Annotated in this window: 11 protein-coding genes; 4 read left to right on the top strand and 7 right to left on the bottom strand. The window is 54.3% G+C overall.

Annotated elements, in window-relative coordinates; translation table 11 throughout:
- Window positions 1–47: 47 nt before the first annotated feature.
- On the bottom strand, window positions 48–2,222 hold the full coding sequence (dinG, locus tag GW579_RS06825) for an ATP-dependent DNA helicase DinG (protein ID WP_165058202.1): 2,175 nt from the start codon (window positions 2,220–2,222) through the stop codon (window positions 48–50).
- Window positions 2,223–2,534: 312 nt separating this feature from the next.
- Here dinG and GW579_RS06830 point away from each other — a divergent pair, with 312 nt between their 5' ends.
- Together GW579_RS06830 and GW579_RS06835 are read left to right on the top strand one after the other, a co-directional pair.
- On the top strand, window positions 2,535–3,644 hold the full coding sequence (locus GW579_RS06830; protein ID WP_152324297.1) for a porin: 1,110 nt from the start codon (window positions 2,535–2,537) through the stop codon (window positions 3,642–3,644).
- Window positions 3,645–3,848: 204 nt separating this feature from the next.
- The gene (locus GW579_RS06835; protein ID WP_165058204.1) at window positions 3,849–4,655 is read left to right on the top strand and encodes a 5'-nucleotidase, lipoprotein e(P4) family; all 807 of its coding nucleotides are present in this window, start codon (window positions 3,849–3,851) and stop codon (window positions 4,653–4,655) included.
- A 114-nt stretch (window positions 4,656–4,769) separates the two neighbouring features.
- On the opposite strand, the gene cirA is transcribed toward GW579_RS06835, so the two are convergent.
- The 6 genes from cirA to yieE form a co-directional block, all read right to left on the bottom strand.
- Window positions 4,770–6,743, bottom strand: a complete 1,974-nt coding sequence (gene cirA / locus GW579_RS06840; protein ID WP_165058206.1) for a catecholate siderophore receptor CirA — start codon at window positions 6,741–6,743, stop codon at window positions 4,770–4,772.
- A 186-nt stretch (window positions 6,744–6,929) separates the two neighbouring features.
- Complete coding sequence (locus tag GW579_RS06845; protein ID WP_165058207.1) at window positions 6,930–7,766, bottom strand: ABC transporter ATP-binding protein; 837 nt, start codon at window positions 7,764–7,766, stop codon at window positions 6,930–6,932.
- On the bottom strand, window positions 7,766–8,848 hold the full coding sequence (locus tag GW579_RS06850) for a FecCD family ABC transporter permease (RefSeq protein ID WP_152324301.1): 1,083 nt from the start codon (window positions 8,846–8,848) through the stop codon (window positions 7,766–7,768). The genes GW579_RS06845 and GW579_RS06850 overlap by 1 nt, the downstream gene beginning before the upstream one ends.
- A gap of 40 nt (window positions 8,849–8,888) precedes the next feature.
- Window positions 8,889–10,064 (bottom strand): ABC transporter substrate-binding protein, encoded by a 1,176-nt coding sequence (locus GW579_RS06855; RefSeq protein ID WP_165058209.1) that lies wholly within the window; start codon window positions 10,062–10,064, stop codon window positions 8,889–8,891.
- A gap of 211 nt (window positions 10,065–10,275) precedes the next feature.
- The gene (locus GW579_RS06860; RefSeq protein ID WP_152324303.1) at window positions 10,276–11,751 is read right to left on the bottom strand and encodes an amino acid permease; all 1,476 of its coding nucleotides are present in this window, start codon (window positions 11,749–11,751) and stop codon (window positions 10,276–10,278) included.
- Window positions 11,752–11,885: 134 nt separating this feature from the next.
- The gene (gene yieE, locus GW579_RS06865) at window positions 11,886–12,755 is read right to left on the bottom strand and encodes a DNA-binding transcriptional regulator YeiE (protein ID WP_152324304.1); all 870 of its coding nucleotides are present in this window, start codon (window positions 12,753–12,755) and stop codon (window positions 11,886–11,888) included.
- A gap of 334 nt (window positions 12,756–13,089) precedes the next feature.
- Between yieE and GW579_RS06870 the strand changes: the two genes are divergently transcribed.
- Window positions 13,090–14,127, top strand: coding sequence for a YeiH family protein (locus GW579_RS06870; RefSeq protein ID WP_235937355.1), 1,038 nt, complete (start codon window positions 13,090–13,092; stop codon window positions 14,125–14,127).
- Window positions 14,128–14,215: 88 nt separating this feature from the next.
- The gene (gene nfo, locus GW579_RS06875) at window positions 14,216–15,073 is read left to right on the top strand and encodes a deoxyribonuclease IV (protein WP_165058213.1); all 858 of its coding nucleotides are present in this window, start codon (window positions 14,216–14,218) and stop codon (window positions 15,071–15,073) included.
- Window positions 15,074–15,129 lie beyond the last annotated feature (56 nt).

The following is a 15,129-nucleotide window of genomic DNA, read 5'->3' on the forward strand; positions in this document are numbered from 1 at the left end:
ATTAGTTCAACTGCTTATTCAGGGTAAACAAGACGTTGCGAGAAAAATCACCGGCGGCGCATACGGCGACGAGAGGGCTCTTTTTTCGCGGTTTTAAGGAGATCCGGACGTTTAACCGACCCCGGCGCGGGCATTTCAGGTTGCTCAATCGGGAACACCGGCAGAGCCGCCAGCAGGCGCGAACCGTAGCTTTTGGTCAGCAAGCGGCGGTCGTAAATCACAATTTCGCCAGTGCATTCATGGCTACGGATCAATCGCCCGACCTGCTGGATCAGATTGAATGACGCGCTCGGCAGACTTTGCACTTCAAACGGGTAACGCTTCAGCGTTTTCAGCCATTCGCCTTCCGTCAGAATCACCGGGCTGTCCACCGGCGGGAACGCAATTTTATGAATATGCACCTGCGTGAGCAATTCACCTTTCAGATCCAGCCCTTCGGCGAAGGATTGCAGGCCAATCAGCACGCTGGTGGTGCCCGCAGCTACGCGCTTGCGGTGCTCCTCGACCAGACGATAGCGCGGCTGATCGCCCTGTACCAGCAGCATCAGGCGCAGATCCGGCAGCAGTGAGACGAACTGTTGCAGGGCGCGGTTACTGGCGAACAACACCAGCTGGCCGGTATGTTTCCCTTTCGCCAGCTCCGTGCGGAAGAAATCTGCCATCTCCTGCAAATGCGCCGCTTCATTAGCCAGAACCGGCTCAAGCGTCATTTGCGGGATCACCAGTTTGCCCTGCGTCACGTGATTGAACGGAGAATCCAGGCTGATAAAACGGTCGCCCGCTTTTTCGTTCAGCCCGCTCATTTCCTGAATGCGCGAGAAACTGTTGAGCGAACGCAACGTTGCGGACGTCACCACCACGTGCGGCACTTTGCGCCACAGCATTTTTTCCAGCTGTTCGCTGACGCGTATACCCGCGCAGTGAAACACCAGATGCGTCTGGTTATCAGAATATGTACGCGTGACCCATTTGCCGATTGGCGCGTTTGACGCTTTGTCCAGCGCCGCCAGCCGCCACAGTTTGCTCATCGTTTCGAGATAACCCTGCATGCGGCTCATGTGCAAAATCGCCCGGTGCAGACGCATGATGTCGTGTTTACCGGTCTTTTCACTCAAATCATTCACCATGTATTCCGCCAGACTGCGCAGCCCGTCGGTCAGCTTAAACAGGCGGCTGCACTGCTCTGTCAGCTCCGCAGGCAACATTCCCAGTTCGAAACGGTATTCGGCTTCCGGCTCATCCGGCGGCAAGTACTGGCCTACTGTTTGTTCAATCGACAGCAGCAGTTCGCGCATTTCCGCACAGTGATTATGCAGACGCTCGGCGCTGGTCAGCGGCGGCGGATTTTTCGGGGTGAACAGCGCCAGACATTGCTCAATCTGGCGCACAAAATTGTCCAGTTGCAGGTGGTTCCAGACGGCCGTAATTTCAGCGTCCACTTCCAGCGCATCGCGTGCGACTTCCGGCAGATGGTGGCCTTCGTCGAGCACCAGCAGCAAATCTTTGGCCGGCGGAAGCACGGATTCAGATTCCAGCGCCGCCATCACCAGCGCATGGTTAGTGACCACCACATCGGCGCTTTCAATCTCTTTTCGCGCCACGAAATACGGGCATTCGCGGAAATAGTGACAGTTACGGCTCAGGCAGTTGGCTTTGTCAGTGCTGATTTTTATCCATAACGGATCGTCGATGGTTTTCTGGTAGTGATCGCGCAAACCGTCCCACTCGTAGCGTGAGAGCGCAGTTTCCAGCGTTTTAGACAGTTTCTGTTCTTCACCGCTGGAAGGCGCAAGTTCATCGCCGAGAAATAATCCCAGATCGCCCTGCGCGTTTTCATTGCTCATCGCCGCCAGATTGCGCGGACAAACGTAGCGCCCGCGACCGAAAGCGCCGGTAAATTTCAGGTCGGGAATGATTTTTTTCAGCAGGGGTAAATCTTTACTGAAAATTTGATCCTGCAACGCCACGTTGGCCGTGCTGACAATCAGCGGCTTTTCTTCTTCGCGGCTGACGGCAATGCCAGGGATGAGGTAGGACAGCGTTTTCCCGACGCCGGTCGGCGCCTCGATGGCCAGATGCCGGGCAGAATCACCGGAGAAAACTTTCGCCACCTCCGCAATCATCTCGCGTTGCGGAGCACGGGGAATGAAATCCGGAATTTGCTGTTGCAGGGCTTTATACCACTGGCTTATCTGATTTTTTACTGCGGGGGAAAGCGCCATGCATCTCTTTTTTGTAGGTCGGGACAGGAATGTTGGGGTCTATTGTCACACAGACCCGCCTCTGGCGCAGCCCGAAATCACGACGAAATTCGCCTTATAATTCGGCATAAAAAGTGGAGGACTTGTAAAAAAAAGAAAAGTTCATTTCTGATTGTCATAAATTGATCACAAATCTACGGTAAAAAATCCTCGCTAAGAAAATTCCCAACCGATGCGGAATGAATAGCAAAAATGATGATTAGCGTCTTTCCATAAGACTTCATATAAAGCTTTCCCGAAAAGCTTTTAATAAAAAATGCAGGGTACAATTTCATGAAACGTAATATTCTGGCACTTTTAATTCCTGGTTTACTGATTGCATCAGGAGCTCACGCAGCGGAAGTTTATAATAAAGACGGTAATAAACTGGATCTGTACGGTAAAGTTAAAGGGCTGCATTATTTCTCTGATTCTGCCAGCAATGACGGTGACCAGAGTTACATTCGTTTCGGTTTTAAAGGCCAGACACAAATTAATGATTTAATCACCGGCTACGGTCAGTGGGAATACAACGTGATGGCTAACCACGCTGAATCTGACAGCAAAACGCCAAGCACTACCGGTACCAAAACCCGTCTGGGCTTTGCAGGTTTGAAATTCGGTCAATACGGTTCCATCGACTACGGCCGTAACTACGGCGCACTGTACGATGTTGAAGCCTGGACCGATATGTTCCCTGAGTTCGGCGGCGACGGTTACACCAAAGCTGACCGCTTCATGACAGGCCGTACCAACGGTGTGGCAACCTACCGTAACCGCGGCTTCTTCGGCCTGGTTGATGGTCTGAACGTTGCCGTTCAGTACCAGGGTAAAAACGAAAACGACAGCCGCAGCAGCAGCACCGCAAACGGTGACGGCTATGCCCTGTCGACCACTTACGCACTGGGTGATACCGGCGTGAGCTTCGGTGGCGCTTATGCTTCTTCTGACCGCACAACGGGCCAGAGCAATTCTACTTACGGTAAAGGCGATAAAGCAGACGCCTGGACCGGCGGCATGAAATACGATGCAAACGGTGTTTATTTAGCCGCTATGTATGCTGAAACCCGTAATATGATCGCTATTACCGTGCCTGGCGGTATTGCTGGCGCACCTGCTGGCAGCGGTTTTGCTAATAAAACACAAACTTTCGAAGCTGTTGCACAATATCAGTTTGAAAATGGCCTGCGTCCGTCACTGGGTTATGTTCAGACTAAAGCGAAAGATATTGAAAATATCGGTGATGCAGACCTGGTTAAATATGTTGACGTAGCGGCAACTTATTATTTCAACAAAAACATGTCCGCGTATGTTGATTATAAAATCAACCAACTGTCTGACGACAATAAATTGGCTCTGAATAACGACGACGTGACGGCTGTCGGTCTGGTTTATCAGTTCTGATTTAAGTCAAATATCCTCCCTCATTGTTATTTCTCTGTCTTTGATTTTTTTGGCCGGACTCACCCTCCGGCTTTTTTCATCTCTGCCATTTTCCGACACGCCTCGCGTTAATCGTCATAAACTCTTCCACACCCCGCTGAATCTGCTACAGTTTTAACGATTTTCATGAATGCGAATCTTTCTTAACAAGCATAGGGATGACTAATGAATAAAATTTCGCTTTGCACCACCAGTGCGTTGATCATGCTGGCCCTCACCGGCTGTGCGCAGCAAAAGCCGGATACCCAGCAGAAACTGAACGATCAGTCGGTGATGGCGCTGAACTGGTTCCAGCAATCCGGTGAATATCAGGCGCTGGCTTATCAGGCGTTTAACACCGCGAAAATGGCGTATGACCAGGCCAAGCCACTGGCAGGACAGAAGAAAGCCGTCATCGTCGATCTTGATGAAACTATGCTTGATAACAGCGCTTACAGCGCGTGGCAGGTCAAAGCGAACAAACCTTTCGACAGCAAAACCTGGTCACAATGGACGGCAGCCCGTCAGGCAACCGCCGTTCCGGGCGCTGTTGAATTCGCCAACTACGTCAATACCCACGGCGGCACGATGTTCTATGTTTCAAACCGCAAAACCAGTGAATACGCCGCGACTGTCGACAATATGAACCGTCTGGGCTTCACCGGCGCCAACGACAAAACCGTGTTGCTGAGTTCCGATACCTCCAACAAGCAGGCCCGTTTTGACGCTGTCAAAGCCGCCGGTTATCACGTTGTCTTATACGTGGGCGACAATCTTAACGACTTCGGATCCGCCACTTATCACCAGAATAACGAACAGCGCCGCGCCTTCGTGAACCAGAACCATCAGCAGTTCGGCACCCAATATATCGTTCTGCCGAACCCGCTGTACGGTGACTGGGAGAGCGGTCTGGCGAAGGATTACAATAAGTTGTCGCCGGAAGCGAAATTATCTGTCAGAGAGCAAAACTTAAAGGCGTGGGACGGAAAATAATCGCTTTCAGAAAGCTGGCAAACTTTTCCGGTTCCACCGGAAGCTCAAATCGAAGAAGACTCGGTTTCTGGCTGGCCGCGAGAAAAAAGCCGCTTTTGCAGCGGCCTCCTGCAATCAGAAACTATAGTCGATCGCCGCAAAGTACCGGCGTCCGTCCTCGTTATAACTGTAGTCATCCCGGTTCAGGTCTTTATCCGTCAGGTTCAGCACACCGGCCCGCAGTTTCACGGCTTTATTCACCTGATACGAACCGCCGGTGTTCCAGACGGTGTATCCGCCAGGTGTGGCGTTACCGTCGGTGACGGTGCGGCTTTTACCTTTGTAGTTGGCGGAAACGTAGAAGCTCCAGGCATCCCACGGTTTCCAGTCCAGCGTAGCGTTACTGGTGTGGAATGGCAGTTCGGACAACGGTTTATTTCCACCGTTGCTCAGGTCACGCGCGTCGTTGTAGGTGTAGTTCAGCTTCAGGTTCAGCACGTCGGTAACCGGCAGGCTGACTTCGGTTTCCAGACCACGGATGCGGGCTTTATTGACGTTGTAGTAACGGAAGATCGGATTACCGCTGGCGTCAAAGCCGACAAAGTTCGCGTAGGTCGGCGCCAGATTACGGTTGGCGGTGCGGATAACGGTGATCATGTCGTCGATATCGTTCTGGAAGACCGTGGCGCTGGCGCTCACATCTTCCAGCCAGCCTTCCTGACCGGCGTAGTACATGCCGAATTCCACGCTTTCGCTGGTTTCTGCTTTCAGGTCTTTGCTGCCGACCACATTACAACTGCCGCGGCAGGAAGCACTTTGCCAGTCCGGGCTGAGCTGTAACAGGGACGGCGCTTTGAAGGCCGATGCCCAGCCGCCTTTTAGCGTAACGGTGTCGGTGGCGTTGTAGACCAGATACGCACGCGGGCTCCAGTTGACGCCGTAGTTTTCATGGTCGTCCATGCGCACGCCGCCGGTCAGCGCGAGGCTTTCGAAAATACGCCATTCGTCTTCGAGGAACAGCGCGTACTGGTTGGCCTGCGTGCTGCCGCCGCTCTTCATGTTGACGCCATCTTCGAGTTTATCGTTACGGTATTCGCCGCCGAACGTCAGGAACTGGTTGTAATCCCCCAGCGGGATCACGACTTTGCCGTCGAGGGAATTATTCTTCGAGGTGATGGTCTCGGCGTTTTTGTTCTCGATGTTTTCACCGTAGAAACGCAGTTCAGTGTTCGCCAGCCCCCAGCGCCCGTTGTGGCCCAGCGAGTAGTTTTCGCGCTCAATGCGGTTTTTATCCAGCGTATCGGAATCTCTGTCCTGACGATCCCTACCGTAGCCGAACGTCATATCCTGATCTTCGGTTGGCGTCAGGGAGAATTCCACATTGGCGTTGCGCGACGTGTAGCCTTCGATGCGTGGCTGGCCGGTGCTGCCGCTGGCGGAGCTGGCCTGATCTTTCTCACGTTTACCCAGCGCGCCGTAGACTTTTACGCCGAGCAGATCGTCAACCAGCGGGCCGCTGGCGAAGAAATTTCCGTTGCCGCTGTCGCCGCGATCGCGGTGTTCCTGAACCGTTGTGTCCGCGCTCAATGTACCGTGCCACGCGGTGCCGACTTTGCGGGTGATGATGTTAACCACGCCGCCCAGCGCATCGGAACCATAAAGTGAGGACATCGGCCCGCGCACCACTTCGATACGTTCGATTGATTCCGCCGGGATCCAGCTTAAATCGAAATCGTTATGGCGGAATACGGCGTTGCGGGAATTCACGCGTTTGCCGTCAACCAGAATCAGGGTGTAACCGCTGCCCAGCCCGCGGATACTGACGCCCTGACGGTTGTCGCTTTCATTGGTGATTTGCACGCCCGGCACATCTTTCAGAACGTCTTTCAGGTTCTGAACCGGTTTTTTTTGCAGGTCTTCGCGGGTGATGACGCTGATACTGGCTGGCGCATCTTTGAGGTTTTGCTGGATGGCGGAAGCCGTCACCACCATCTGGTCTTCTTTTTCTTTCACTTCAGAAACGTCTTCCGCCATCGCAGGACACGCGGCGGCAAACAACTGAGCGAGCAGCCCGGCTTTGATCGCCGGTGTAAATTTGACCTTAACCATTTCTTCTCTCCATGAGATAAAACAACCCCGCCGGTGCGGGACGTTGTAATTAAATTCCGTCAAACCGGTAAACGCGGCGCGAACAAACCCGCCCGGTTTATCAGGATGTATTTATTAGTTTCAGGCTCACAATGTGAAAGGCGGACGCCGCTGCGTTGGTTGCGTCCGTTTTTATTTCGTCAGAACTTAAATCGAAGGGTCGCTGACCAGTCCGTCGATGAGGATCTGCGGCGTTCCCTGCGAGCAGCGTTCAATTCTCCCGCGCACGCCGTAAACGCGCGCGAGACTTTCCGGGGTGATCACCGCTTCCGGCTCGCCGTCAGCAATCAGATTACCGTCCTTGAGCATCAGCACGCGGTCGCCGTGGCGCAGCGCGATATTGATGTCATGCACCACCACCACGGTCACGATATTGCGTTTTTGCGTTTCCCTGCGCACCAGATCCATCACGTGGAACTGGTAGTTCAGATCGAGCGCGCTGAGCGGTTCATCAAGCAGCAGCAGCGATGGCTGGCGGATCAGCGATTGCGCCAGCCCGACCAGCTGTTTCTGCCCGCCGGAAAGCTGATCCAGATAACTCAGCGCCAGATGTTCAATACCGAGCTGACGCAGCAGCGCCATCACGCTGTCCGTGCCTTCAGAGGCTTTTCCTTTACCGCCGGACGCACGCTGCGCCACGATAATGGATTCCAGCACATGCAGATGCACACCGGCTGGCAGCGTTTGCGGCAGATACACCACCTGCTCCGCGCGACGGGCAAACGGCATCGGCATTAAATCGTGGCCGTCGAGCATCAACTGCCCTTCCGCCCGGTTCAGCCCGGCCAGCGAACGCAGTAAGGTGGATTTCCCGCTGCCGTTGGGCCCGAGCAGCACGGTAATTTTCCCGCGCGGCAGCATCGGTACGTTCAGGTTGCGGATCACAGGGCGCTTAGGATAACCCGCGTTGAAATTGCGGATTTGCAGCCCCTGCGTGGCGGCATTGAGCAACGTTTGCGGATCGGTTTCGAGCATCGCAGACATCAGACGTTCCCCCTGTGGCGAAGAATAATGCTGAGGAAGAACGGCACGCCGACCAGCGAAGTCACGATACCGACCGGAATAATGACGCCCGGCACCAGATTTTTAGACGCCACCGACGCCATCGACAGCACCAGCGCACCAATCAGCGCACTCGCCGGCAGATAGAAACGGTGATCTTCACCAAACATCAGGCGCGCAATATGCGGCGCGACCAGCCCGATAAAACCAATCGGCCCGACAAATGCCACCGCCAGCGCGGAAAGAATACTGATACGCAGCAACGTGCCAAGACGTAAACGACGCACGTCGATACCAAAACTCACCGCGCGATCTTCACCCAGACGCAGCGCGGTCAGCTTCCACGCGCTCATCATCGACCACGGCAGTAAAATCAGAAACGCCAGCAGCATCACGCCCAGTTTCACCCACGACGCACGCGCCAGGCTGCCCATCGTCCAGAAAACTAAGCCCTGTAAAGTGTCTTCGGTGGCGATGAACTGCATCAGGGAAACCAGTGCGTTGAAGGTAAAGACCAGCGCGATACCAAACAGCACCACGCCGGAGCTGGCGACGCGCGTCCAGCGGGTGATGCCGTCAAGCATCAGCGCGGCGAGCAGCGCAAAAATAAAGGCGTTCGCGGAGATAAACCATTGATCCGGGATCCCCGGAATGCCGATACCCAGCACGATAGCCAGTGCCGCGCCGAACGCTGCCGCAGAAGAAACCCCGAGCGTAAACGGGCTGGCCAGCGGGTTGTTCAGGATGGTTTGCATTTCTGCACCCGCCAGCCCCAGAGACATCCCCACCGCCACCGCCATCAGCGCGTAAGGCATGCGGATATCCCACACAATCACGCGCGTGCCCGGATCTGCCGCTGCTGCATCGAACAGCGTTTTCCACAGCGTACCGAGTGACAACCCCGACGGCCCCATAATGAAATCAATCACCAGTGAGACGATAATCGCCAGCACCAGGACCAGCATGATTAACAGACGGCGGCGGACGATATTCTGGTATCGCCCCATCACGCTGTTGTCGGTAGTGGCTTTCACCGCCAGCGCGGGTTCGGTCGTTGTACTCATGATTCGCTTCTGTCTCTTTAACGTAAAACTGACGGCGGAATTACTTGCCGCTTTCCGGTTTAACCGCATCCGTCCAGTAAGTGCCTGTCGGTTCCACGGCAAGGAACTGCTTATAGAGTTGTTTCTGCGTTTCCTGCGGATCCAAATCCGCAAATTTCTCCGGATAAAATGCTTTGGCAAAGACCTGCACGGCCAGCACGTTATACGGCGAATTGTAATAATTGTGCCAGATGCCAAAACTGCGGCCATTTTCCACGGCTTTCAGCGTGCTGATGCCTTTACGTTGCAGGAGCGGCGTCAGGCTGGCACGTGCTTCTTCCGGCGTGGTTTGTGCGCCGAGCACTAATCCGGTTGGCGCCGGATCACCCGCTTTCGCCGGTTTCCCGCCACCGCTGACCAGATATACATCCGGCTGCGCCGAAATCACTTTTTCGAGATTGACCAGACCCAGCGGCCCCGGCAGCAACGGTTTGGCAATATTAACCCCACCCGCCTGATCGATGAAATCACCCATGTTGCCTTTACCGGCAGAACGGCAACATTCATCCGCGGTTGAGGCGCGTAATTCGATAAAGACTTTCGGTTTATCCTGCTCAGGAATGTCTTTCGTCACATCCGTGACGCGTTTGATGTTGTCCTGATAAAAGCGGATATAGTCCTGCGCCTGTTTTTCGCGGTTGAGCACTTTACCCAGCAGCTCCATGCTCGGCAGGGTATTTTTCAGCGGCGACGTGCGGAAATCCACAAAGACCACCGGCACACCGGCTTTCTGCAATTGTGTCACCAGCGCACTTTCTTTGCCCGGCCCGTGGCCCGACAAACCAAAAATCGCTAACTGCGGATTCAGCGTCAGCACTTTTTCCGGACTGATGCTATCGGCGCTGGTGTTACCAATCAGCGGGATTTTATCGATCTGCGGGAATTTAGCCTGATACGTCGCGTACGTTTGCGGATCCAGCTTACGGAAATCGCCCTGCCAGCCCGCAATGCGGTCAAACGGCTTCTGGCCTTCGAGCAGGGAAACGGCAAAGAACAACCGCCCTTCTCCCAGCACTACACGCTGGACGTCATCCGGCACGGTGACCGTTCTTCCGGCAATATCCGTGACCGTCACCGCCTGAGCGCTCAGGCTTAACATGCCAAGGGTGCATCCTAATAATCCGCCAGCAATTCGTTTGCTGAACAGCGTACTGATAAAATTCTGCTGATAATTCATCTTCTTCCGATTCCTTTACGTTTCCCTGAAGTGGGGCTAACAATAAAAGAAATGATAACGATTATCAATGCAGTTTACAGAACCTATCAAGGTTACAGAGAGATCGGGCGCGGGGAAACAGGGCTGAAGTAACAAAGCATTACGGAAAGAAAGGTATAAAAAAAGCGGAGCCTGAGCTCCGCCTTTGCAACAAAATAGCCGTTCCGGTCAGTTATTTATCCACGTGTTCCGGGAATTCCATTTCGCTGTATTTCACCACTTTGGTGCCTTTGGTCAGCTTGTAGCCAAACCAGATGATCAGGAACAGTGGCAGACCAATGTACGTCGCCGCAACGCCGCCCCAGTCAATGGTATCTTTCAGGAACGCCTGATAGTTCTGGCCCAGCGTGATGATCAGACACAGCACAAAGGCAAAGACCGGGCCGAACGGGAAGAAGCCGGACAGATAAGGCAGTTTCTTCAGGTCAAGACCTTGTGAAACATAGCCGCGACGGAAACGGTAATGGCTCACCGCAATGCCCAGCCACGCAATAAAGCCCGTCATACCGGACGTGTTCAGCAGCCACAGGTAAACGGTCTGGTTACCAAACATTGAGCTCAGGAAGCACAGCGCGGCCACAATGGTGGTGGCGTAAAGTGCGTTGCGCGGCACACCGCCTTTCGACAGTTTGGCGAAAATGCGCGGCGCTTTACCTTCGCTGGCCAGCGTAAACAGCATACGGGTTGACGCGTACATGCCTGAGTTACCGGCAGACAATACGGCGGTCAGGATCACGGCGTTCATCACCGCTGCGGCGGAAAGCAGACCGGCATTACGGAACACCAGCGTGAACGGGCTGACAGAGATATCGCCCACTTCGTTACGCAGCAAGCTTGGGTCGGTGTAAGGAATGATCAGGCTGATGACCAGAATCGCCAGAATATAGAACAGCAGGATACGCCAGAACACCTGACGCACTGCCCGTGGGATATTTTTGCCCGGGTTTTCAGATTCACCGGCGGCCACGCCAATCAGTTCGGTTCCCTGGAAGGAGAAACCGACGATCATCGCCACACCTATCATCGAGGCAAACCCGCCTGCAAACGGCGCATCACCGATTGTCCAGTTGTGCCAGCCCGCAGTTTCAGCACCGCGCATAATGCCGGTGATCATCAGCACGCCCACGGCGATGAAGATGATGACGGTGACCACTTTGATCAGGGAGAACCAGTATTCCGCTTCGCCGAAACCGCGTACGGAAATGTAGTTAAGCAGGAAGATCAGACCGAGGAACAAGGCGCTCCAGATCCAGCCCGGCGTGTCCGGGAACCAGTAGTTCATCACCAGTTGTGAGGCCACGAGGTCAACGGCGATAGTTACCGCCCAGTTGTACCAGTAGTTCCAGCCCAGTGCGAAACCGAAACCTTCTTCGACATAACGGGAGCCATACGTGGAGAATGAACCGGAAACAGGCATGAATGCCGCGAGTTCACCGAGGCTGGTCATCAGGAAGTAAACCATGATGCCGATCAGTGCGTAGGACAGCAGTGCGCCACCCGGGCCCGCCTGTGAAACTGTCGCGCCGGAGGCGACGAATAAACCCGTACCAATTGAACCGCCGATGGCGATCATCGTTAAGTGACGTGCCTTGAGCTCGCGACGCAGTGTGGGAGCCACCTGCGTATTTTTTGTAGGTTGTTGAGCCATTTTTACCCTATATCCGCTCGTCATTATAAAATTTAAGCGCGGATTGTAGCAAAACCTGCCGCTCTGAATAGCAGGAACGACCTGTTATAAGACACCTTCATAACAGGCCGCGGATCATTAGTGAAAGACCGTAATCAGGATTCGCGACAATAGGTTAAAAACCGCGATAAGGCGTTGGAGATGTGTTTCTGACGGTGATGAATGAGATAAAGCTTACGCACCAGCGGGGCAACCGGCAGGCGGATTTCCACCAGCGAGCCGCTGCTAAGCTGCTCGGCAATTACCCGGCGCGACAGACAGCTGATGCCAATTCCGTGACGCACCGCGTGCTTGATGGCCTCGGAATTTCCCAGCTCCATCACCAGATTGAAATCCGGTAACTGTGGCAGCAACATGTGATCTAACACTTCGCGCGTGCCCGAGCCGCGTTCACGCAAAATCCACGGTTCCCGCGCCAGCGCTTCAAGTGAAACCGTCTGCCCTGCCAGCGGATTTTCCGGTGCGACAAACACCACCAGTTCGTCATCCAGCCAAGGTTGCGTAATCAGCTCCGGCAACTGGCACGGCCCTTCGATAAGCCCCAGATCCACCCGAAAATCAGAGACGGCGTTAATCACGTCATTGGTGTTGCCGACGTTAAGTTCCATAGGCGTATGCGGGAAATCCAGCCGGTATTCCGCAATCATCGCCGGCAGCATGTAATTGCCGATGGTGCTGCTCGCACCGATGCGCAGCGAACCGTTGTCGTGATTAAACAGGCGCTCGATTTCGCCCGCCTGTTCAAGCAGCGCCAGCGCTTTCGGGTATAACAGACGCCCATGCTCATTGATTACCAGCCGTTTACCGACACGGTCAAATAATTGCACGCCAAGTTGGCCTTCGATATCGGCCAGTGCGGCACTCACCGCGGATTGTGATAATGAAAGCACCACCGAGGCCTGCGTAGTCGACCCGCTTTTCAGCACCTCGGCGAAAACTTCAAGTTGTCGCAATGTTATGTGCATAAATGTCCCGCTATCCTTACAAGCCCTCCGGTCCGCTGATTGCTTGTTCAAAAATGTCTGCTCAGAAATCTGTTCAGAAGAAAAACCGCCGCGTACCGCACGCTTTCTCTTTCTTCAGTATAGACCCGTAGATCGGGGCGACCATTTTGCCCCCGGTTTTCAGCGCATTCTATACCAGTTTTTCAGATAGGTTATAAAGTTATAATCAATTTCATTTTTATATAAGCGCGGCGTAGCCTTATCGCATCACTCCTTAGATGAGGAAACGACGATGAATACATTGCCGCTTAATAAACGCGACACACTCAAAAATATCATTCCGCAACCGCTGCGGATGAGTCGTGTCATTCCCGGCCTGGCGCTGACCGGCGTCATTACTGCTCTGGCTATCTGGCTGAGTGATTTTCCGGCGCTAAGCCAGCTCGGGCTGAGCGCCCTGACGCTGGCGATCGTTATCGGCATGGTTATCGGCAACACGTTTTATCCTGCCGCCCGGCCATGGTGCGAGGAAGGCGTCACGCTGGCAAAACAGCGCCTGTTACGGCTCGGCATCATTCTTTACGGCCTGCGCCTGACGTTTGCGCAAATCGCTGACGTCGGCGCAACCGGCATTCTGATTGATGCCATGATGCTGTGTTCCACCTTCGCGCTGGCCTGCTGGCTGGGACAACGCGTGTTTAAATTAGACCGCGACACCTCCATGCTCATCGGCGCAGGCAGCAGCATTTGTGGCGCGGCCGCCGTGATGGCGACAGAGCCGGTGCTCAACGCCAAAGCAGAAAAAGTCACGGTTGCCGTGGCTACGGTCGTTATTTTCGGCACCGCGGCCATCTTCCTGTATCCGTGGTTATGGCAACTTAACGCGCATTATCACTGGGTGAACCTCACGGCTGCACAGTTCGGGATTTATACCGGCTCGACGGTGCATGAAGTGGCGCAGGTGGTTGCCGCCGGTCAGGGTGTCAGCCCGGACGCTGAAAACGCGGCGGTGATTGCCAAGATGATCCGCGTCATGATGCTGGCTCCGTTCCTGCTGCTGTTATCCGGCTGGATTGCCCGCGGTAAAAGTGTGAAAGAAGCCGGTGAGAAATCAGGTTTGCGTAACATCACGATCCCGTGGTTCGCGCTGATGTTCATTCTGGTGGCGGCGTTCAACTCGCTGGATATTCTGCCGCACAGCTGGATCCCGCCGCTCATCACGCTCGACACCGTGCTGCTTGCGATGGCGATGGCAGCGCTTGGCCTGACAACACACATCAGCGCGCTGCGTCAGGCGGGGCTGAAACCGATGTTGCTGGCGGCAATATTGTTTGTCTGGCTGATTGCAGGCGGCGCGGGGATCAACGAACTGGTTCAGCATCTTTTTGGCTAATGTTGCGGGTTTTAACACTTCTCTGCTGCGCCTGCCTTGTGCAGGCGCTATCATTCTCCCTTAGATCAAGAATAAATGAGGAGCGGAAATGAAGTTTATAGGAGCACACGTGAGTGCTGCGGGCGGCGTCGATCAGGCCGTGCTGCGGGCACACGAGCTGGAAGCCACGGCTTTTGCGCTTTTCACCAAGAACCAGCGTCAGTGGAAAGCAGCACCGTTGCCGGAAGATGTCATCGAAAAATTCAAAATAGCCTGTGAAAAGTATGGCTATCAGAGCAACCAGATTTTGCCGCATGACAGCTATCTGATTAACCTCGGCCACCCGGTTACCGAAGCGCTGGAAAAATCCCGCGAAGCCTTTCTTGATGAACTGCAACGTTGCGAACAGCTCGGCCTTTCGCTGCTCAATTTCCATCCGGGCAGCCACCTGATGCAAATCGACGAAGACAAATGTCTCGAACGCATTTCTGAATCCCTGAACATCGCGCTGGCACAGACGCAGGGCGTCACCGCCGTCATCGAAAACACCGCCGGTCAGGGCAGCAATCTGGGTTTCCGCTTTGAACATCTGGCGAAAATTATTGATGGCGTCGAAGACAAAAGCCGCGTCGGCGTCTGCATTGATACCTGCCACGCTTTCGCCGCCGGTTACGATCTGCGAACTGTCGAAGAGTGCGAGAAGACCTTCAAACATTTCGAAGACGTTGTCGGATTTAAGTACCTGCGCGGTATGCATCTCAACGATGCGAAGAGCGAATTCAACAGCCGCGTCGACCGCCACCACAGCCTCGGTCAGGGAAACATTGGCAATACGGTGTTCAGCTGGATGATGCGCGACGCGCGGTTTGACGGTATCCCGATGATCCTCGAGACGGTTGATCCGGAGATCTGGAAAGATGAGATCGCGTGGTTAAAAGGGGAAGCGGCGGCTGAAGTCGCGGCTTAATTTTGCAGATAACCGCTGCAAAAAAAAGCGCGACTCATTTTTAAGTCGCGCTTCTC

Source organism: Rahnella contaminans, assembly GCF_011065485.1.
Taxonomy (GTDB): Bacteria; Pseudomonadota; Gammaproteobacteria; order Enterobacterales; family Enterobacteriaceae; genus Rahnella; species Rahnella contaminans.